Raw genomic sequence first — 20318 nt, 5'->3', positions numbered from 1 at the left:
GAGAGAAATGCTGGCCTTTTAATCGTTATCGGCATCCTGAGGGAAAAATGAAGGGCTAAACGCTGACCTTAGCGAAATCTTCGGCCAGCTCACATTCCGGGAACAGCGCCCGACACTCTGCCAGCAGGCTTTCGCACCCCCGCGCGTCGTAACGCGAGCTGACATGGGTGATAATGAGCCTGCCGACAGCTGCGTCACGGGCAAGCAGCGTCGCCTGACGCGTTGAGCTATGGCCCCGACTGTTGGCTTTCTCTTCCATCGCCGTCTCCAGCGTGGCTTCATGCACCATCACGTCCACGCCCTGAGCAAGCTGAACGGCGGCAGGGCACGGTGCCGTGTCACCAAAAATGGCCAGTTTTTTGCCCGGCTGCGGTGCGGCGAGATAATCCTGGCCGTTGATGATGCGCCCGTCCTCCAGCGTAACGTGCTGTCCGTGCTTCAGGCGCTGGAACAGCGGTCCAGGCTTTACGCCATCGGCGATGAGCGCGGCGGCATCCAGTGCGCCGGGTTTGTCGTGTTCCTCAATGCGGTAGCCATAGCACTCCACCGGATGATTAAGCGGTCGGGCGGTGACCTGATAATCCCCATCGTCGAAAACCAGGCCTTCGGTAATCTCAACGACCTCAAGCGGATAGTCGGTCCAGGAGCCGCTGAGGCGTAGCGTGGTTTCAACAAATTCCCGGATTCCCACAGGCCCATAAATTGTCAGCGGGTTGGCATTACCGGCCATTGAGCGGCTGCAAAGCAAACCGGGAAGGCCAAAAAGATGGTCGCCATGCAGGTGAGTGATGAAAATTTTATCCAGCTTGCCGGGGTGATAAGCGGTATGTAAAAGCTGATGTTGTGTCCCTTCACCACAGTCAAACAGCCATAGCCCGCCACGGGTGGGATGTTTAAGATCCAGCAGTATCGCGGTCACATTTCGTGATCGGGTTGGCACGCCAGCAGACGTCCCCAGAAAAATCAGTTCCATAATGCAATCAGCCCTTTGCCGAACGGGGAGGGGTTTAGTATAACGTGATGAACCCCAGGAAGGAGAAAGAGATGATCCAGTGGCAAGATTTACACCATAGTGAGCTCACCGTTCAGTCGCTCTACGCGTTGCTCAAACTGCGCTGCGAAGTGTTTGTGGTTGAACAAACCTGTCCGTATCAGGATATCGACGGTGATGATCTCACAGGGGAAAACCGTCATATCCTCGGCTGGAAGGATAACGAGCTGGTGGCGTATGCGAGGATTCTGAAAAGCGAGGACGATTTTGAGCCCGTCGTGATAGGTCGCGTCATTGTCAGCAACAAAGCACGGGGCGAAAAACTCGGCTATCAGCTGATGGAAAAAACGCTGGATGCGTGCCGGAAACAGTGGCCGGACAAGGCGTTATACCTGGGCGCGCAGGCGCACCTGCAACCCTTCTACGGCCATTTTGGTTTTACGCCGGTTACCGACGTTTATGACGAAGATGGCATCCCGCACATCGGCATGGCACGGGAAGTGAAACAGGCGTAATGGCACGTCGTTGTCTATAGTTAGCGGACTGGTGTACTAACATGGAGAAAAATATGTCATTTCAATCCTGGGATACCCGTATCGACGACGACCTGGCTTTGCTGAGCGAAACGCTGGAAGAGGTGTTACGTTCCTCGGGCGACCCTGCCGATCAGAAATATATTGAGTTAAAAGCCCGTGCTGAACAGGCGCTGCATGAAGTGAAAAACCGCGTCAGCCATGCGTCTGATACTTACTACTACCGTGCCAAAAAAGCGGTTTATCGTGCCGATGACTATGTCCATGAAAAACCGTGGCAGGGCATTGGGGTGGGTGCTGCCGTAGGGCTGGTGCTGGGTCTGCTGCTGGCCCGTCGTTAAGCCGCTTAACCACTCCCTATACGTGGGTACTGCTATTTATGTTCAGTACCCCGTATAATATGCGGTTTTAACAGGGAGAGGTTCGCGTGAATTCGATTTTCCTTGCGCTGGAGCAACTGCAAACCCAGCTTTCGCAAGCGTTACCCGCCACACCCGGCCTGCGTCATTTCGACGTCTCTTTCCCGTTAAACGACGCCTTCGATCCTCTCGCCTGGCTTGGCGAGCAGCAGTGCTATCCGCAATTTTACTGGCAGCAGCGTAACGGTGATGAAGAGCTGGCTGCGCTGGGGGCGGTCACCCAATTTTCCTCTCTGGCGCTGGCCTCACAGTTCTTGCGTGCAGAACATGCGCCAAAAGAGACTCGCATCTGCGGCCTCAACGCATTCAGCCCGGAGCAGGGCAGTCTTTTTCTGCCGCGCCTGCTCTGGCGACGTACCGCTGGCAACGCCACCTTGCGCCTGCAGCTGTGGAGCGATAGCTCGCTTCAGGACGACGCGCGCACTGCCCTGGAATTACTCCAGCAACTCCGTCCAGCCAGAGCCATTCGTCCGCTGTCTGTCCAGGTTGAGCGCGAAACGCATCTGCCGCAAAAACCGGAATGGTTGACCCTGATCGGCAAGGCGACGGAGACTATCGCGCGCGGCGATTTCGAAAAGGTCGTGCTTGCCCGGGCCACCGATCTGCAGTGTAAACAGCGGGTTAATCCTGTCGCTCTGATGGCCGCCAGCCGCGCCCTGAATCTCAACTGCTATCATTTCTGCATGGTATTCGACGCCCGCAACGCGTTCCTCGGCTCCACGCCCGAGCGCCTCTGGCGGCGACGTGGCAAGCTGCTGCGCACCGAAGCGCTGGCGGGCACCGTCGCCAGCCATACGGATGATAAACAGGCGCAGCGCCTGGGCGAGTGGTTGCTGAATGATGATAAAAACCAGCGTGAAAATATGCTGGTCGTGGAAGATATCTGCCAGCGTCTTCAGCACCATACGCAGACGCTTGAGGTATTGCCTGCTCAGGTCGTCCGGCTGCGTAAAGTCCAGCATTTACGACGCTGTATCTGGACGGAGCTAAAACAGGCCGATGACGAATTGTGTCTGCATGTGCTCCAGCCGACAGCCGCCGTTGCCGGGCTTCCGCGACAGCCCGCGCGTGCGTTTATCCACAACGTCGAGCCTTTCAACCGCGAATGGTACGCCGGTTCGGCCGGGTATTTATCGCCCGATCAAAGCGAGTTCTGTGTGGCGTTGCGCTCGGCGCGCGTCCAGGATGACGCCCTGCGGCTCTACGCCGGGGCGGGCATCGTCAGCGGATCTGACCCGGAGCAGGAGTGGCAGGAGATCGAAAACAAAGCCGCTGGCTTGCGCTCTCTGCTCCTTAGGGATTAATACTGATTCGCGCAATCCCGATTCATATCAAAATTCCAATTTTTTCTATTATTTATACTGTGTCGCATTCTTGATACCGGACAATCTCATGTCAGTAAGTTCTTTTAACCGACGCTGGGCGGCGGTGATCCTTGAAGCCCTGACGCGCCATGGCGTCAGGCACGTGTGTATTGCACCGGGTTCTCGCTCAACGCCGCTGACGCTGGCGGCCGCCGAAAATCGGGCATTGATTCATCACACCCATTTTGATGAGCGTGGCCTTGGGCATCTGGCGCTTGGGCTGGCAAAGGTCAGCAAAGAACCTGTGGCGGTGATTGTCACCTCCGGTACCGCCGTGGCGAACCTCTACCCGGCCCTGATTGAAGCGGGGCTAACCGGTGAAAAACTGATCCTGCTGACGGCCGACCGTCCTCCTGAGCTTATCGACTGCGGAGCGAATCAGGCCATTCGTCAGCCGGGACTCTTTTCTTCGCATCCTTCGCAGACGGTTTCGCTGCCGCGTCCTACCCAGGATATTCCGGCAAGCTGGCTGGTCTCCACGGTCGATCACGCCATGGAGACATTGCGCAGCGGGGCGTTGCACATTAACTGTCCATTTGCCGAGCCGCTGTATGGCGAACTGGACGATACCGGCATTGACTGGCAGCGCTCCCTCGGTAACTGGTGGCAGAGTGAAAAACCGTGGCTGCGCGGGCAAACGCATCTTGAGAGCGCGAAACAGCGCGACTGGTTCTTCTGGCGCCAAAAACGCGGCGTGGTTATTGCCGGGCGCATGAGCGCCGCCGAAGGCCGGCGGGTCGCCGAATGGGCGCAAACCCTCGGCTGGCCGCTGATTGGCGACGTGCTTTCCCAGACCGGTCAGCCGTTGCCGTGCGCCGATCTCTGGCTCGGGAATGCGAAGGCGGTCACTGAGCTTTCACAGGCGCAGATAGTGGTCCAGATCGGCGCCAGCCTGACCGGGAAACGCCTGCTGCAGTGGCAGGCGACCTGCACGCCGGAAGAGTACTGGCTGGTCGACCCGCTGGAAGGGCGGCTTGACCCGGCGCACCATCGCGGCCGCCGTCTGGTGAGCAACATTGAGAGCTGGCTGGAACTGCATCCGGCGGAAAAACGTCAACCCTGGGCGGTGGCAATCCCCGAATTATCTCGTCAGGCGTGGGAAATCACCAAAGCGCACTGTGAGACATTCAGCGAAGCCGGTCTGGCGCACCGTATTCGTCAGTATCTGCCTGAACAGGGCCAGCTGTTTGTCGGTAATAGCCTGGTGGTGCGTCTGATTGATGCCTTTTCGAAGCTGCCTGCGGGCTACCCGGTTTATAGCAACCGCGGCGCCAGCGGCATCGATGGGCTGATCTCGACGGCGGCGGGCGTGCAGCGCGCCAGCGCGAAATCGACGCTGGCGATCGTGGGCGATCTCTCCGCGCTCTACGATCTCAACGCGCTGGCGCTGCTGCGTCAGGCTTCCGCACCGTTTGTGCTGATCGTCGTGAACAACAACGGCGGGCAGATTTTCTCTCTGTTGCCAACGCCCCAGAGCGAGCGTGAGCGTTTCTATCTGATGCCGCAGAACGTGCAGTTTGAACATGCTGCGGCAATGTTCAGCCTGAAATATCACCGCCCGGAGAGCTGGGAACAGCTGGAAACAGCGCTAAGCAGCGCCTGGAAGCAACCGGGCGCGACGCTGATTGAGCTGGTCGTGAATGATGCCGACGGTGCGCAGAGCCTGCAAAGCCTGCTGGCACAGGTGAGCCAGCTGTGATCCTCGCAGGCGTGCAGCAGACCGGAGAACCAGGCTATCCCTGGCTGGTCTTTTTGCACGGTTTTTCCGGAGATTGCCGCGAGTGGCAGGTTGTCGGGGAGACGCTGAGCGAGTATCCCCTGCTCTATCTTGACCTGCCGGGGCACGGTGAATCCCGGAATATTACCGTGACGGGGTTCGAGGAGATGAGCGATTTGCTGACCCGGACTCTGCTTAGTTACAACATACTGAATTTCTGGCTGGTGGGGTACTCCCTCGGCGGCCGCATTGCGATGTTTCACGCCTGCCAGCAGCCGAAGGGGCTGTTGGGCGTGATGGTTGAGGGCGGACATCCGGGCCTGCAGAACGCCGACGATCGCCATGCGCGGCGGGTATCCGACCACCGCTGGGCGACACGTTTTCGCACCGAACCGCTGGATAAGGTCTTTGCTGACTGGTACCAGCAGCCGGTGTTTGCCTCTCTCCCGGACGCTGAGCGGAAGGCGCTTATTACCCTGCGCAGCCAAAACAACGGCATAACGCTGGCGAAAATGCTTGAAGCGACCTCGCTGGCCGGGCAGCCGGATTTACGTCCCGCGCTCAGCACCCGCCATTTCTCTTTTGATTACCTCTATGGCGAACGTGATAAAAAGTTCGCGGCCCTTGCCGCTGAACTGCACGCCGTTCGCCATGAAATTCCAAACGCCGGACACAACGCCCACCGGGAAAACCCCGCTGCGGTCGCCGCGAGTCTGGCTCAGATACTGCGTCTTCGAACAAAGGACACTCTATGATCTATCCTGATGAAAACATGCTTTACGCGCCGGTCGAATGGCAAGACTGCTCCGAAGGCTACACCGACATTCGTTACCACAAATCCGCTGACGGCATCGCCAAAATCACCATCAACCGTCCGCAGGTGCGTAACGCCTTCCGTCCGCTGACCGTCAAAGAGATGATCCAGGCCCTGGCGGATGCACGCTATGACGACAACATCGGCGTGATTGTCCTGACCGGCGAAGGTGAGAAAGCCTTCTGCTCCGGTGGCGATCAGAAAGTGCGCGGTGACTACGGCGGATACCAGGACGATGCGGGTACGCATCACCTGAACGTGCTCGATTTCCAGCGCCAGATCCGCACCTGCCCGAAACCGGTGGTGGCGATGGTGGCGGGTTACTCCATCGGCGGCGGTCATGTGCTGCACATGATGTGTGACCTGACCATTGCCGCCGAGAACGCCATCTTCGGTCAGACCGGTCCGAAAGTGGGCTCTTTCGACGGCGGCTGGGGCGCTTCCTACATGGCGCGCATCGTCGGGCAGAAAAAAGCGCGTGAAATCTGGTTCCTGTGCCGTCAGTACAACGCCCAGGAAGCGCTGGATATGGGCCTGGTGAATACCGTGGTACCGATTGCCGATCTCGAAAAAGAGACCGTCCGCTGGTGCCGAGAAATGCTGCAAAACAGCCCAATGGCGCTGCGCTGCCTGAAAGCGGCACTCAACGCTGACTGTGACGGTCAGGCGGGCCTGCAGGAGCTGGCGGGCAACGCCACCATGCTGTTCTACATGACCGAAGAGGGTCAGGAGGGACGCAACGCGTTTAACGAAAAACGCCAGCCTGATTTCAGCAAATACAAACGGAACCCGTAATGCGTCGCGCGCAGGTTTACCGCTGGCAGATACCGATGGACGCGGGCGTGGTGCTGCGTGAACGGCGGTTAAAAACCCGTGATGGCTTCTTTGTGCATCTCCAGCAGGGTGAGCGAGAAGGCTGGGGCGAGATTTCGCCGCTGCCGGGCTTTAGCCTGGAGTCGCTCGATGATGCACAGGCTGCGCTGCTGGCGTGGGCAGGTGCGTGGCGCGAGGGCGCGAACCCGGCGTTGCCGGACGTGCCTTCTGCGGCCTTTGGTATCAGCTGTGCGCTGGCAGAACTGGAGGGCAGCCTGCCGGAAGAGGGCAATTACCGCGCGGCACCGCTGTGCACGGGCGACCCGGACGAGCTCTTTGCGTTGCTCTCCACCATGCCGGGCGAGAAAGTGGCGAAAATTAAGGTCGGTCTCTACGAAGCGGTGCGCGACGGAATGGTTGCCAACCTGCTGCTGGAAGCGATTCCCGATTTGCAGCTGCGTCTTGACGCAAACCGCGCCTGGACGCCGCTTAAGGCGCAGCAGTTTGCGAAATACGTCAACCCGGCGTACCGCAGCCGCATCGCCTTCCTGGAAGAGCCGTGCAAAACCCGCGACGATTCGCGCGCGTTTGCTCGTGAAACGGGGATTGCTATCGCCTGGGATGAAAGCCTGCGCGAAGACGATTTTGAATTTATTGCCGAGCCGGGCGTCAGCGCAGTGGTGATTAAACCGACGTTAACCGGCAGCCTGGCGAAGGTCCGCGAGCAGGTTGCCGCGGCGCATGCGCTGGGTCTGACGGCGGTGATCAGTTCGTCGATTGAGTCCAGCCTTGGGCTGACCCAACTGGCACGTATTGCCGCCTGGTTAACGCCTGACGCTGTCCCCGGCCTCGATACGCTGAACCTGATGCAGGCTCAGCTTCTCCGCCAGTGGCCGGACAGCGCGCTGCCGTGCCTCAGCGTTGAGGCGCTGGAGCCGCTGCTATGAGTTTTACCGACTGGCCATGGCGGCACTGGTGTGCGCAGTTTGCCGATAAACCTGCTCTCAGGCTGAACGACGACGCGCTGAGCTGGCAACAGCTGTGCACGCGTATCGATCGCCTTGCCGCGGGCTTTCATCAGCAGGGGGTGGAGGAGGGTGACGGTGTTCTGCTGCTGGCCTATAACCACCCGCAAACGCTGATGGCATGGCTGGCGCTGCTCCAGTGCGGCGCGCGTATTCTTCCAGTGAATCCACAGCTGCCGCGTCCGCTGCTGGACGTGCTGCTCCCCCAGATGACCCTGCGCTTTGCGCTGGTGCTGGACGGCAGCTACGACGCTCTTCCTGCCCTGAGCATGCGTGAGCCAGCCGACGCGTACCGCGTTGCATGGCAACCGGCGCGGCTGGCCTCGATGACGCTCACCTCCGGCTCGACCGGGCTACCGAAGGCGGCGGTGCATACCTGTGCCGCCCACCTTGCCAGCGCACGCGGCGTGTTGTCGCTGATGCCCTATGGGGACAACGACGACTGGCTCCTTTCGCTGCCGCTGTTTCACGTTTCCGGTCAGGGAATTTTATGGCGCTGGCTGGTGGCCGGGGCACGCTTAACGGTGCGCGAGAAACAACCTCTGGAACAGGCGTTACGCGGCTGCACCCACGCCTCGCTGGTGCCGACCCAGCTCTGGCGTCTGCTTAATCGTCACGAGCCTGTTGCACTGAAAGCGGTGCTGTTGGGCGGGGCTGCAATCCCCGTTGATTTAACACAGCAGGCGCGCGAACAGGGTATTCACTCCTTCTGCGGTTACGGCCTCACCGAGTTTGCCTCTACCGTCTGTGCGAAAGAGGCAGACGGCGAGCCGGACGTAGGGTATGCGCTGCCGGGCAGAGAGGTGCAGGTCGTTGAAGGTGAAGTCTGGATTAGGGCGGAAAGTATGGCTTCCGGCTACTGGCGGGACGGTGCGCTGATGCCGTTGACCAATGCGCAGGGATGGTTCGCCACCCGCGACCGTGGGGAATGGCATAACGGGCGACTGACGATTTTAGGCCGCATAGACAATCTCTTTTTCAGCGGAGGAGAGGGGATCCAGCCGGAATCGCTGGAACGTGTTATCGCCGCACACCCGCAGATTAACCAGGTGTTTATCGTCCCGCTGGACGATGCCGAGTTTGGACAACGTCCGGTGGCGGTGGTGGAGTGCGAGCCGGGAACGGATATCGCGCAATTTCCTGACTGGATCCAGGGCAGACTGGCGCGCTTTGAGCAGCCGGTCCACTGGCTGGTACTGCCGGCGGAGCTAAAAAATGGCGGGATTAAGATCTCCCGCCAGGCGTTAAAACAGTGGGTGAATGCCCAGCTGTCGGCGTAATTATCCGATATCCGGCTCCGGTTTGCGCTGGCGACGGCGCAGCAGGCGTAATACCGGCGGCACCACAATCACCATGATTGCCAGCGCTAACAGGACCTTCGCGACGCTGCTGTCCCACAGGATCGACATATTGCCGTTACTGATGGACAGCGCGCGGCGCAGGTTCTGCTCCAGCATCTCGCCAAGCACGAACCCCAGAATCAGCGGTGACATCGGGAAGTGCATCTTACGGAGTATGTATCCCAGCACGCCCAGGACCACCATCAGCACCAGGTCAAACGTGGTGCTGTGCACCGCGTACACCCCTACAGCAGAGACGGCGGCAATCGCCGGGACCAGGAACCACAGGGGAATGGTCAACATGCGGGTGAACAGCCCAATCAGCGGGATATTCATCACCAGCAGCATCACGTTAGCGATCAGCAGGGCGGCAATCAGCCCCCAGACAATATCCGGCTGCTCGGTAAACATTGCCGGTCCCGGCGTGATGTTGTAGAGCGTCAGGGCGCCCATCATCACCGCCGTGGTGCCGGAGCCCGGTACGCCAAGGGTCAGCATCGGGATAAACGAGCCACAGGCCGAGGCGTTATTGGCCGCCTCAGGCGCCGCCACGCCGCGAATATCGCCTTTACCAAAGCTGTCGCTGTTGCCGCTGAGCTTTTTCTCGGTCATGTAGGTAATGGCACTGGCGATGGTGGCCCCGGCGCCCGGCAGGATGCCGACAAAGAAGCCAATTACCGATGAGCGCAGCGTGGTGCCGATGCACTGCGCGCCCTCTTTAGCGCTAAAGAGCATCCGGCCGGTTTTGCGCACCAGCGTCTGCCCGCTGCTGGTATGTTCCAGCATCAGTAAGATTTCAGAGACAGAGAACAGACCAATCACGACCACGATAAACTGCACGCCGTCGGACAGGTGAACGCTGTCGAAGGTAAAGCGATAGACCCCGGTGTTGGCATCCACGCCGACGGTGGCTAACCCTAAGCCAATCAGCGCGGACAAAAACGACTTGAGCGGATTTTGCGCCATCATGCTGCCGAGGCAGGCAATGGCAAACACCATCAGGGCAAAATATTCTGCCGGACCAAAAGCCAGCGACCACTGGGCCAGCGCAGGCGCAAACAGAATGATGCCGCCAATGGCAACCAGCGAGCCAAAGAACGAACTGACCGCTGAAATGGAGAGCGCCACGCCCCCGCGACCCTGTCGCGCCATCGGATAGCCATCCAGCGCGGTCATGATCGCCGCCGCATCTCCCGGCACGTTAAGCAGGATCGACGAGATGCGCCCGCCATATTCACAGCCGATATAGACCGTTGCCAGCAGGATCAGCGCCGATTCCGCAGGCAGATGCAGGGCAAAGGCCAGCGGAAGTAAAATTGCTACCCCGTTGATCGGCCCAAGACCCGGCAGCAGGCCGACAATCGTGCCCACGAAACAGCCGATCAGGGCGATCACCAGGTTTTCCGGGGTCATCGCCACGGCGAACCCCTGTGAGAGGTAAATCCAGGTATCCATAGCGTGCTCCGTTAATTAAGCCAGGCGCCGAGCGGTAACGTCACGTCCAGCAGGCGGTCAAAGGCGTACCACAGTAAAATCCCCATCACCACGCCTGAGATCCCTGCCGCGGGAAGGGTGGCGTTAAACAGCATGCCGATCACCATCGTCAGGATGGCGGTCGCCACCGGGAAGCCGAGCCATTCAAAGCCCCAGGCGTACATCAGCAGGACAATGACCATCACCAGCAGGCGCTGAAGAATGCGACGCGGTGGCCACTCGACGGTGTCCGGGTGGCGCAACAGCAGCGCCACCGAGCAGAGCAGCATCAGGCCGACGATGCCCATCGGGAAGGGGCGTGGCCCTACGGGTTCATAGCTGTATTCGCTGTGGATCTGCCAGGCGACAAACATCCCGCCAACGCAGAGCAGCAGCCATATCCCGGCAAAAATACGATCGCTCATAGCGCCTCCGGTTATTTCGCCAGGCCAAAGGCTTTCGCCTGCTCGCGGTAGTCATTCACCTGTTTTTTGACGTACTCATCCAGTGGCTTACCGGTCAGGTTAAATTCAAACAGCCCGCGCAAATCGCGCTGTTTCTTAAACGCTTCGGTCTGCTGGAGTGTGTTGAACGCGTCGACCCACCACTGGTACTCGGCATCGGTCACTTTTGGCCCGACGAAGAACCCGCGGATGATCGGCCAGACCAGGTTGTAACCCTGCTCTTTGGCGGTCGGCACGTTAGCCAGCTGTCCCGGCAGACGGTTTTCCGAGAAGACCGCCAGCACGCGGATTTTGTCCCCGTTCAGGTAGGGCACCATCTCGCTGAGATCGCCGGAAACGGCCTGAACATGGTTGCCCATCAGTGCCGTAACCGGCTCGCCGCCGCCTTCAAAGGCCACGTAGCGCATTTTGTGTGGGTCAACCTTCGCCTGTTGCGCGAGAAGGGCGGCTTTCATCCAGTCCTGGCTACCGATCGACGCGCCTGCGCCAATCACCACGCTGTTCGGATCTTTTTCCATGGCGGTGAGCAGGTCTTTCAGGGACTTCCACGGTGAGTCGGCACGCACGGCAATCATCCCGTAGTCGGTACCGACGGTCGCCAGCCAGCGCACGTCATCCACGCCATAACGGCCAAACTTGCCCTGAGACAGGTTCAGCAGTGAACCACCGGAGAAGGCCACCACCGTCCCCGCTTCCGCAGGTCGTTGTGCGACGATGGCGTTATAGGCCACCGCGCCCACGCCGCCGGGCATGTAGGTCACGCGCATCGGTTTCTCGATTGCCTTCGTCTCCAGCATGCTGACCTGAATCAATTTGCAGGTGAGATCGAAACCGCCACCCGGTTTGGCCGGGGCGATACATTCGGTACGGGACGGGGCGTCCTGCGCCTGAACGACAGAGGTACTCAACAGGAATGCGCTTGCAGCAAGGGTAGAAAGTAAGTGTTTTTTCATCGTTTATCCTCACGCCGGGGTACGGGTATGGGTCTTTTTTCTGATTATGTGAACCGCCTTGTAGCGGTTCCGTTGCGTGATTGTTAAAACAATAACCTTTCATTTCCCTTTCAATGGGGAACCAACTTTACAGGATGTGACATGCGTCTCTTACTGGCAGAAGATAATCGTGAGCTGGCTCACTGGCTGGAGAAAGCGCTGGTGCAGGAGGGCTTCGCCGTGGATTGCGTGTCTGACGGGCGTGCCGCCGACCATCTGCTGCAGGGAGAACATTACGCGGTTGCTATTCTGGACATCGGCATGCCCGGTTTTGATGGCCTGGAAGTGGTCCATCGCCTCAGAAAACGGGGGCAGACGCTGCCCGTCCTGTTCCTGACTGCGCGCAGCAACGTGGCGGACCGGGTAAAGGGCCTGAACGCCGGGGCGGATGATTATCTGCCAAAACCGTTTGAGCTGGAGGAGCTTGACGCCCGGCTGCGTGCCCTGTTGCGAAGAAGCGAGGGGCGCACGCAGGAACGTCAGCGTCTTGGGGAGCTGGAGTATGACGACGAGGGCTTTTTCCTGCTCCGCGATGAACCGCTTTCCCTGACGCCGCGCGAGCTCTCTCTGCTGAAAGTGCTGATGCACCGCCGCACACGTCCGGTTTCGCGGCAGCAGCTTTTTGACCAGGTGTTCAGCCTGAACGACGATGTCAGCCCTGAAAGTATCGATCTTTATATTCACCGCCTGCGAAAGAAGCTCACCGGCAGCGGCGTGCGGATCACCACGTTACGGGGGCTGGGATACGTGCTGGAGTGCGGCGATGAGAGGGTTTAAGCCGCAGTCGCTCTACCTGCAACTGCTGCTTTTTCTTGGCCTGCCGCTACTGTTGCTGTGGGGATTGTCAGCCTTTAACAGCTACGTCAGCGCGTTGCAGGCGGCCACGCAGGCTTACGACCGCACGCTGTTATCCTCTGCCCGCACCATCTCGGAACGGCTGGAGGTACGCGACGGCAAGCTGGCGGTGGACGTGCCCTGGGTGGTGCTTGATAGCTTTGAGCTCAACATGAACGACCGGCTCTATTACAAGGTGGTCGACCCCGACGGGCGGGTGATCTCCGGCTATGACGATCTGCCGAAGATGCCGCCTGCAACGTCGCGTACCACGCTCTACCCCGCGCTGGCGTGGTTTTACCATACCGAATATCGCGGGCAGGCGATTCGGGTGGCGCGTCTGCTGCAGCCCGTGAATCAAGATTCTATTTTTGGCATGGCGGAAATTTACGTTGCGGAGACGCTCCAGTCACGCCGCTATCTCGCCAGCCAGTTGCTCTTTTCATCCTGGGTTTCGCAGGGGCTGCTGGTGCTGCTGACGCTGGTGCTAACCGCCTGGATGCTGCGCCGCGTGTTGCGCCCGATGCGCCAGCTCTCCTCGCTGATGGTGCGGCGCGAGCCGGGTCTGCTGGCACCGCTGCCGGAGCTGCTGCCCTGGTCCGAGACCCGGCTGCTGATTGTGGCTTTTAACCGCTATATCGACCGTCTGCGCGGCGTGCTTTCGCGTCAGGAACGTTTCAACGCGGATGCATCGCACCAGCTCAAAACGCCACTGGCGGTACTTAAAACACAGGTGTCTGTCGCGCTTACTCGCCAGGATCCCGCTTTGTGGCAGGAGAGTCTGCGGGCAATGAACGCCACGCTGGATGAGACTATCGTACTCACCGAGCGGCTGTTGCAGCTTTCGGCGGTGAAGGGGAGAGAGCAGGGCGATCGTCAGTTCTCGCCTGTGGATTTGGTTCAGGTGGTGCAGAACTGCTGCTTCTCCCGACTGGCGCAGGCGCGGAGCAAAGGGATCGATCTGGGTTATGACGGTGTGGAGCAGCCGGTCATGATCGAAGGCGATGACGTCCTGCTGGGCGAACTGTGCGCTAACCTGCTGGAGAACGCGATTAAATATACCCCAGCAGGCGGGACCGTGACCGTTTTCCTGCGTGCGGAGGCCGGTGCCGTTGAGCTGCGCGTTGAAGATAGCGGCCCCGGCATTGAAGAGGATCAGATCCACCAGGCAATGCTCCCTTTCCACCGCCTGGACAACGTCGGGGATGCTGCCGGTTCCGGGATCGGGCTGGCACTGGCGGGTGACATTGCCCGGCTGCACCGCAGCCATTTGCAACTCAACCGCAGTGAATCCCTGGGTGGCCTGTGTGTCAAAATGCGCTTTCTGTTGCTTGCATAAAAAAGCCGCAAGTTTCAAATCGTTACAATCTTCCCCCCGCCGCACGCAGAGTGCTTGATCCCCGGGAGACTCAGGTTAAAATCTCGCGGTTTTGGGACTTCTCTATAAAATTGCGCGGGATCATGACAATGAAAAAAGTGGCATTACTGGGCTTCGGCCTGATGGTTGTATCGGCGGCGGCTAACGCCATCAGCTTCAACGGCTCGGCGGGTCAGGACTATACCCACCTGGGCTTTGGCCTGGGAACAGAGACTTCCGGTCTGGCGATGACCGGTGGCTGGACGCATAACGATGACGACGGCGATGCGGCAAGCCTCGGTCTGGGTCTGAACATTCCTCTTGGTCCATTCCTGGCGACCGTCGGCGGTAAAGGTATCTATACCAACCCGAACGACGGTGACGAAGGGTATGCGGCAGCGGTGGGTGGCGGCCTGCAGTGGAAAATTGGCGACAGCTTCGGTCTGTTTGGCGAGTATTACTACTCTCCGGACTCGCTCTCCAGCGGTATCGACAGCTATGAAGAAGCCAACGCCGGCGCGCGCTGGACCATCATGCGTCCGATTACCATTGAAGCGGGCTATCGCTACCTGAACCTGGCGGGCAAAGACGGCAACCGCGACAACGCGCTGGCCGACGGTCCCTACGTGGGCGTAAGCGCAGGCTTCTAATCCTGTCGGCGCGGCGTTCCGTCGCGCCAGTTTCTCTCTTCTCCCTCCCGCGTTTGCGCTATAGTGTTTTCACCAAATAAGCGGGAGAACACAATGATTAACGTGGAGATGTTATCCACCGGCGACGAAGTGCTGCATGGACAAATTATTGATACCAATGCTGCCTGGCTTGCCGATCTTTTCTTTGAGCAAGGATTACCGTTAACGCGTCGCAATACGGTAGGCGACAATCTTGAGTCGCTGGTCAGCATTCTGCGTGAGCGGAGCGAACACTGCGATGTGCTGATCGTGAATGGCGGACTCGGTCCTACCAGTGACGATCTCAGCGCGCTGGCCGCCGCAACCGCAAAAGGTGAAGGGCTGGTGCTGCATGAGGCATGGCTTTCACAGATGGAACGCTTTTTCTCCGAACGTGGCCGCGTGATGGCCCCCAGCAACCGCAAGCAGGCTGAAATCCCCGCCAGTGCTGAGCTGGTTGATAACCCGGTCGGCACCGCGTGCGGGTTTGCCCTGCAGCTGAACCGTTGCCTGATGTTCTTCACGCCCGGCGTACCTTCCGAATTTAAAGTGATGGTTGAGCAGCAGATCCTGCCGCGCCTTCGCGACCGTTTTACCCTGCCTGAACCTCCGCTGTGCCTGCGACTGACCACGTTTGGCCGTTCTGAAAGCGATCTGGCCCAGAGTCTTGACCACCTGCAATTGCCGCCGGGCGTGTCCATGGGCTATCGCTCCTCTATGCCGATCATTGAGCTCAAGCTGACAGGACCGGCGACGCAGAAAGCGGCGATGCTGGCCCTGTGGCCCGAAGTGCAGCGCGTGGCGGGCGAGAGCCTGATCTTTGAAGGGACGGAGGGGTTGCCTGCGCAGATTGCGAAGCACCTGCAGGATCGTCAGCTGAGCGTGACCTTAAGCGAGCAGTTCACCGGTGGCCTGCTGGCGCTGCAATTGTCGCGCGCCAGCGCGCCGCTGCTGGCCAGCGAAGTGGTGCCGTTCCAGCAGGAAACCCTGGCGCAAACCGCCCGCTGGGCCTCGGAGCGACGGGTTAAACATTTTGCCGGTCTGGCGCTGTTCGTGGGTGGGCTGGATGAGGAACACCTTAACGTCGCGCTGGCGACGCCGGAGGGGACCTGGGCTCTGAGGGTCAAAATGAGCATCACTCGCCACAGTCTGGCGGTGCGTCAGGAAGTCTGCGCCATGATGGCGCTGAATATGCTGCGCCGCTGGCTCAATGGCAAAGAGGTCGCCAGCGAGCACGGCTGGATTAACGTTGTTGAGTCGCTGTTCGTCGAGTAATGTTTGTGCCGGGGCGTTCGCCCCGGCCATGTTCAGCCCAGCGCGTTCGCCAACAGGGTAATCGGATGCTCACAGCGCTTGCTGGTGGACATCTCGATCTGCCATTTACAGGTTTCGCAGTCGGTCACCACGATATCCGCGCCGCTCTCTTCGATCTGTCGGAACAGCGGGGCGCCAATCGCCTGGGAGGTTGCGTAGTTTTCGCGCTTAAAGCCGTAGGTTCCCGCAATCCCGCAGCAGCGCGAATCCAGCACCGTCAGCTCAAGTCCGGGAATTAACCGCAGCAGCTCAAGCGTATAGAGCGACCAGCCCATTTTCTCCATATGACACGGGGTGTGATACACCACTTTCAGGGGCAATTCCCCCAGCGGCAACGTCTGCCCGCTGTCCAGCTTGCGCCACAGGAAGCGTGTTGCCAGCTCGATGTGCTCACGCAGCCCGCCGTTATCGACATCCAGCAGGTGCGGATACTCATCGCGCAGGGTGAAGGTGCAGGTGGACGAGGTCGCCAGCACCGGTATGCCTTTGTCGACGATGGCTTCGCGCAGGGAAGTCACATTGCTTTGTGCCTGTTTGCGCGCTTTATCGGTAAATCCGTTGGCAATCAGCGGTACGCCGCAGCACTTCTCTTTGTTCAGTAGCTGAACGCCCGTTCCCATGGCGTTTAGCACCTTCAGCAGATCTTTGCCCAGCTGCGGGTGGTTGTAATTCACATAGCAGCCGTGGAAAAAGGCCACCTGGTCGGCGTACTGCGCCTGCTCCGCCGCGACGGATTTGTACCAGCGGCGGAAGGTGCCGTGAGAATATTTCGGCAGGCTGCGGTGATGGTCTATCTTCAGCGTGGCATCCAGCAGCTGGCGCACCGGTTTGAGGGCGGTCGCGGCATTGACCAGCGGGGCAAACGGCGTTGAGACGCTGCCCATCAGGTCGGTATGGCTGAGGATGGCATCGCGCAGGGACGGCTTTTGCGTGCTGTAGCGCGCCCTGGCGCGCTGGATGATATCGCCGATTTTCACATCCGACGGGCAGGCAACTTCGCAGCGTTTGCAGTTGATACAGTATTTCAGCGCCTCGTCGTACAGCTTACCGTCCTTCAGGCGCAGACGCTCGCCGTCAGGCCCGGCCTGCTTCGGTCCGGGATAGCGCGGGTTCACGCCGCTGACCGGGCAGACGGTTGTGCAGACCGTGCATTTAATGCAGCTTTCAAAACGGGTATCGTTCATTGTTCCGCCTCCGCGCGCTGGCTAATCTGCTCTGCCACATACAGCGCCGTGACGGCGCAGACCCCGCCACCGCACCCCTGAGTTATGGGATCGTACCCGCCCAACAGCGAGCCAATGGCAAAGAGATTCCTGACGGGCTTACCGGACAGTTGCGGGTGCAGTTGGTTATCAACCATCACGCCGAACTGTTGCCAGGGCTGCGGCGAGAAGAAATCACTCTGATACCAGTCCGCGCGGGACGCGCCTTGCCGGACATCAAGCCCCATAATGGCTTCCCGGATGCCCTCCCGGCTGCTCAGCAGCCCGTTGCTGAAGAAACTGCCGCTTGCCAGCACCGTATAGCGGGCGCGAAGCGGAATATCACCGTGGTTGCGGGTCCAGATTTCACTCACCGCGCCGTCCGTCAGGGTGATTTTTTTCACCTCGTCACCCGCCATCCACACGCCGCCCTGCGCCACAAACTGGCGCTGGAGCTGGGTATGCAGGCGAATGCCGGGCACGGAAGGGGGAAGCGTTGGCAGCAGGCCGAGCGAGCAGGGCAGACGGTCCGATAGCCAGCGCCACAGGCGGTTATCGCTGAGTCCAAAGCAGGCAGGCATCAACAGCGTATCGCAGGTTTCACCGAGCGGTCTGAGCGCCTCATACAGCAGCGGCCATCTGTCTTCGTTATCCAGAAAGCGGGCGATATTCACCGCGCGAAACTCGCTCGGGTTTTCGCGCAGGACATCCAGTTCAGGTAGTTCTATCTCTGCCGTCTCGGCGTGCACGCCCTGGCGACACAGTGACGCCGCCGCAAGATGGGGCTGAAAATCCAGAAAGCCGCTAATACCCACGACCCGTACCCGTCCTGTGCTCACAGGGGCAACGGGGACCTCCTCCGGGCTGAGCCATGCGGAACGCAGGGTGCCAAGCGGCGTGATGCGTTGATGATTTTGCCTGGCGCTCCCCTTCAGACGCGCACCGCAGTCAGCCAGCAGCGCTTCGGTTTCCAGCGCAAAGCGGTCAATATGCTGCGCGCCAACCCGATGATACGGGTGCTCCGGCGGCAGTTTGTCGCGGTACGTGTCGTCCACCAGATCCAGCGATCCCGACGAGAAGTGCAGGGCACTCTGCCCCCGGGTGATAATGGCGCAGCGCAGCCCCTGCTTCGTGAGCTTGATGCCACAGAGCAAGCCCGCCAGCCCGCCGCCGACAATCACGGTATCAAATTTCATCGTGTTGCTCCTTCTCAAGACCGCAAAGCCCCTGGTAGACCCAGCGGGTAAACTCGCTCTCACGCAGGGCATCGCCCCAGGCGACAGGCTGAATGCCTTTCCAGCGCTCGTTTAAAAAGGCGCTGAGCTGAGCGAGCGACTGGGTGGCAGTCGTGGTATGAAAACGCTGCAGCAGACCCGCCGCACGGCAGGCGCACAGTTCACCCTGGCAGGTTCCCATGCCGACGCGGGTGCGACGGCGGAGATCGAGCAGGCTCTTGACCGTCAGGTTCTCCACCGCGTATTGCACCTCGCCCGCGGTGACGGCTTCGCACTCGCACACCAGGCTGCGGCTCAGCCGACCTTCGCCGAGCCAGACCGGCGTTCTGTCCCCGTGGCGGTAAATCGCGGAACCGCGCAGCGGGGCGGGCAGGGAGATGATTTTTTGCAACGTTTTTTCGGTGGACTGACGCGATCCCGGCAGCGGTTGTTCTGCCGTCACGCACGGCTCGGTATTCCCCAGCTTGCGGCAGACTGCATCGGTGGCCCATTCGGCCATCAGGCGGTAGGTCATTAGTTTGCCGCCTGTAATGGTGATAAATCCGTCCATGCCGTCGCGTTCGGCGTGGTCGAGCAGCACGATGCCCCGGCTAACGTTACGTCCGCTCGGATCGTTATCGCTGGCGACAAGAGGACGCACGCCCGCGTAGGCACGCAGAATACGCGTCTGGGCCATCACCGGGGCCAGTTTCTCACCTTCACGCAGCAGGATATCCACCTCTTCGGCGGTCACGCGGTTGTAGTCAATGTCGCTGTAGTCGACGTGGGTTGAGGTCGTACCAATCAGCGAAATGGTATCGCCCGGCACGAGGATATCGGCATCAGACGGTTTGCGGCAGCGGTTGATCACATGGTTATTGATGCGATGGTCGAGGATCAGCAGCGAGCCTTTCGCCGGGAACATGCGCACCGACAGGTCAGCGTATTCTGCAATGCGCTGCCCCCAGATCCCCGCGGCATTAATGACGACGGAGGCAAACAGCTCGCTGTGTTCGTGGTATTGCGTATCAAACACCCGCACGCCGCAGACGCGATGGCCTTCGCGGATAAGTCCGGTCACTTCATGCCCGGTCAGAATGCGCGCTCCATGTTCCCGGGCATCCAGCATATTGGCGGCGGTCAGGCGGAACGGATCGACGGTGCCATCCGGGACTTTCACTGCGCCAATAAGCGCCGGGTTGACCGACGGTTCCAGCTGCCGTGCCCGCGCCGGATCCATGGCCTCCGCCTGAATACCTGCTGCGTTACAGGCGGTGATAAAGGTTTCCTGAAAGGCGAGGTCATCTTCGGGAAGGGTGATAAAGAGGCCATCGGTCGGTTCAATGCAGTGGCGGGCGATACGCTTGAGGATCTGGTTTTCCGCAATACATTCCCGTGCCGACTCACCGTCAGTGACGGCGTATCGCGCGCCGCTGTGTAGCAGACCGTGGTTACGCCCGGTCGCGCCCGTGGCAATATCGTGGCGTTCCAGAAGCGTGACGCTTAATCCGCGAAGGGCGCAATCGCGAGCGATACCGGCGCCGGTGGCACCACCGCCAATGATAATCACATCGCTGTAGCGAGGATCGTGAATTGTCATTGTCTTCCCTCAATGTTCGTTTTTTTATCATTTAGCCACATGAAAACTGTGGTTTGTTTGATTTCGAACATAAACGCGCGAAATTCGAAAGCGAAACGTGATTTAATGCGCTTTTTTGCGCATTCTGTCATATTTCTGTAACAATCTGTGCGTTGATTCACAGTAACAATCACCATGATTTCTT

At 59.7% G+C, this 20318-nt stretch carries 19 protein-coding genes; 12 read left to right on the top strand and 7 right to left on the bottom strand.

Annotated features, from left to right (window positions below; genetic code table 11):
• Window positions 1-55: 55 nt before the first annotated feature.
• Window positions 56-973: a ribonuclease BN gene (gene rbn / locus ACMGGM_RS06545; protein ID WP_045134335.1), complete on the bottom strand. Its 918-nt coding sequence runs from the start codon at window positions 971-973 to the stop codon at window positions 56-58.
• A 71-nt stretch (window positions 974-1044) separates the two neighbouring features.
• On the opposite strand from rbn, the gene ACMGGM_RS06540 reads away from it, so the two are divergent.
• The 8 genes from ACMGGM_RS06540 to menE all read left to right on the top strand — a co-directional run bounded on the left by ACMGGM_RS06540 (window position 1045) and on the right by menE (window position 8956).
• Window positions 1045-1506, top strand: a complete 462-nt coding sequence (locus tag ACMGGM_RS06540; protein WP_023338569.1) for a GNAT family N-acetyltransferase — start codon at window positions 1045-1047, stop codon at window positions 1504-1506.
• A 53-nt stretch (window positions 1507-1559) separates the two neighbouring features.
• Window positions 1560-1865 (top strand): stress response protein ElaB, encoded by a 306-nt coding sequence (gene elaB / locus ACMGGM_RS06535; protein WP_008500219.1) that lies wholly within the window; start codon window positions 1560-1562, stop codon window positions 1863-1865.
• Between the two features lie 86 nt (window positions 1866-1951).
• Window positions 1952-3247 (top strand): isochorismate synthase MenF, encoded by a 1296-nt coding sequence (gene menF, locus ACMGGM_RS06530; RefSeq protein ID WP_063943734.1) that lies wholly within the window; start codon window positions 1952-1954, stop codon window positions 3245-3247.
• Between the two features lie 88 nt (window positions 3248-3335).
• Window positions 3336-5006 carry a 2-succinyl-5-enolpyruvyl-6-hydroxy-3-cyclohexene-1-carboxylic-acid synthase gene (gene menD, locus ACMGGM_RS06525; RefSeq protein ID WP_014884627.1) on the top strand — a complete coding sequence of 557 codons (1671 nt, stop codon included), beginning with the start codon at window positions 3336-3338 and terminating at the stop codon, window positions 5004-5006.
• Window positions 5003-5779, top strand: coding sequence for a 2-succinyl-6-hydroxy-2,4-cyclohexadiene-1-carboxylate synthase (gene menH, locus ACMGGM_RS06520; protein WP_063943732.1), 777 nt, complete (start codon window positions 5003-5005; stop codon window positions 5777-5779). Before menD ends, menH begins: the two co-directional genes overlap by 4 nt.
• Window positions 5776-6633 (top strand): 1,4-dihydroxy-2-naphthoyl-CoA synthase, encoded by an 858-nt coding sequence (menB, locus tag ACMGGM_RS06515; protein ID WP_013098093.1) that lies wholly within the window; start codon window positions 5776-5778, stop codon window positions 6631-6633. The genes menH and menB overlap by 4 nt, the downstream gene beginning before the upstream one ends.
• On the top strand, window positions 6633-7598 hold the full coding sequence (gene menC, locus ACMGGM_RS06510) for an o-succinylbenzoate synthase (protein WP_045268976.1): 966 nt from the start codon (window positions 6633-6635) through the stop codon (window positions 7596-7598). Before menB ends, menC begins: the two co-directional genes overlap by 1 nt.
• Window positions 7595-8956 carry an o-succinylbenzoate--CoA ligase gene (menE, locus tag ACMGGM_RS06505; protein ID WP_063943730.1) on the top strand — a complete coding sequence of 454 codons (1362 nt, stop codon included), beginning with the start codon at window positions 7595-7597 and terminating at the stop codon, window positions 8954-8956. The genes menC and menE overlap by 4 nt, the downstream gene beginning before the upstream one ends.
• On the opposite strand, the gene ACMGGM_RS06500 is transcribed toward menE, so the two are convergent.
• From ACMGGM_RS06500 to ACMGGM_RS06490, 3 genes are read right to left on the bottom strand one after another with little or no spacing between them, the layout of a single operon-like run.
• Window positions 8957-10471, bottom strand: a complete 1515-nt coding sequence (locus ACMGGM_RS06500; protein ID WP_014884623.1) for a tripartite tricarboxylate transporter permease — start codon at window positions 10469-10471, stop codon at window positions 8957-8959.
• An 11-nt stretch (window positions 10472-10482) separates the two neighbouring features.
• The gene (locus tag ACMGGM_RS06495) at window positions 10483-10914 is read right to left on the bottom strand and encodes a tripartite tricarboxylate transporter TctB family protein (protein WP_014884622.1); all 432 of its coding nucleotides are present in this window, start codon (window positions 10912-10914) and stop codon (window positions 10483-10485) included.
• Window positions 10915-10925: 11 nt separating this feature from the next.
• Window positions 10926-11906, bottom strand: coding sequence for a Bug family tripartite tricarboxylate transporter substrate binding protein (locus ACMGGM_RS06490; protein WP_045281815.1), 981 nt, complete (start codon window positions 11904-11906; stop codon window positions 10926-10928).
• Window positions 11907-12047: 141 nt separating this feature from the next.
• Here ACMGGM_RS06490 and tctD point away from each other — a divergent pair, with 141 nt between their 5' ends.
• From tctD to ACMGGM_RS06470, 4 genes are all read left to right on the top strand, one after another.
• The gene (gene tctD, locus ACMGGM_RS06485; protein WP_014884620.1) at window positions 12048-12722 is read left to right on the top strand and encodes a transcriptional regulator TctD; all 675 of its coding nucleotides are present in this window, start codon (window positions 12048-12050) and stop codon (window positions 12720-12722) included.
• On the top strand, window positions 12709-14118 hold the full coding sequence (locus ACMGGM_RS06480; protein ID WP_023330956.1) for a sensor histidine kinase: 1410 nt from the start codon (window positions 12709-12711) through the stop codon (window positions 14116-14118). The genes tctD and ACMGGM_RS06480 overlap by 14 nt, the downstream gene beginning before the upstream one ends.
• A 128-nt stretch (window positions 14119-14246) precedes the next feature.
• Window positions 14247-14786: a YfaZ family outer membrane protein gene (locus ACMGGM_RS06475; protein ID WP_023330955.1), complete on the top strand. Its 540-nt coding sequence runs from the start codon at window positions 14247-14249 to the stop codon at window positions 14784-14786.
• A gap of 93 nt (window positions 14787-14879) precedes the next feature.
• A complete protein-coding gene (locus ACMGGM_RS06470; protein ID WP_023330954.1) occupies window positions 14880-16079 on the top strand; it encodes a nicotinamide mononucleotide deamidase-related protein YfaY in 1200 nt (399 codons plus the stop codon).
• A 32-nt stretch (window positions 16080-16111) separates the two neighbouring features.
• On the opposite strand, the gene glpC is transcribed toward ACMGGM_RS06470, so the two are convergent.
• Genes glpC through glpA form a run of 3 tightly spaced genes read right to left on the bottom strand, consistent with a single transcriptional unit; the run spans window position 16112 to window position 20134 of the window.
• On the bottom strand, window positions 16112-17302 hold the full coding sequence (glpC, locus tag ACMGGM_RS06465; protein ID WP_063614234.1) for an anaerobic glycerol-3-phosphate dehydrogenase subunit GlpC: 1191 nt from the start codon (window positions 17300-17302) through the stop codon (window positions 16112-16114).
• Window positions 17299-18516 carry a glycerol-3-phosphate dehydrogenase subunit GlpB gene (glpB, locus tag ACMGGM_RS06460; RefSeq protein ID WP_063614236.1) on the bottom strand — a complete coding sequence of 406 codons (1218 nt, stop codon included), beginning with the start codon at window positions 18514-18516 and terminating at the stop codon, window positions 17299-17301. The genes glpC and glpB overlap by 4 nt, the downstream gene beginning before the upstream one ends.
• Entirely contained in the window at window positions 18506-20134 is a 1629-nt protein-coding gene (gene glpA / locus ACMGGM_RS06455; RefSeq protein ID WP_063614237.1) for an anaerobic glycerol-3-phosphate dehydrogenase subunit A, read from the bottom strand. Before glpA ends, glpB begins: the two co-directional genes overlap by 11 nt.
• Between the last annotated feature and the right edge of the window lie 184 nt (window positions 20135-20318).

This window comes from Enterobacter sp. BNK-14 (genome assembly GCF_047456095.1).
Classification (GTDB): domain Bacteria; phylum Pseudomonadota; class Gammaproteobacteria; order Enterobacterales; family Enterobacteriaceae; genus Enterobacter; species Enterobacter kobei.
This window is presented reverse-complemented; position numbering and strand designations above follow the sequence as displayed.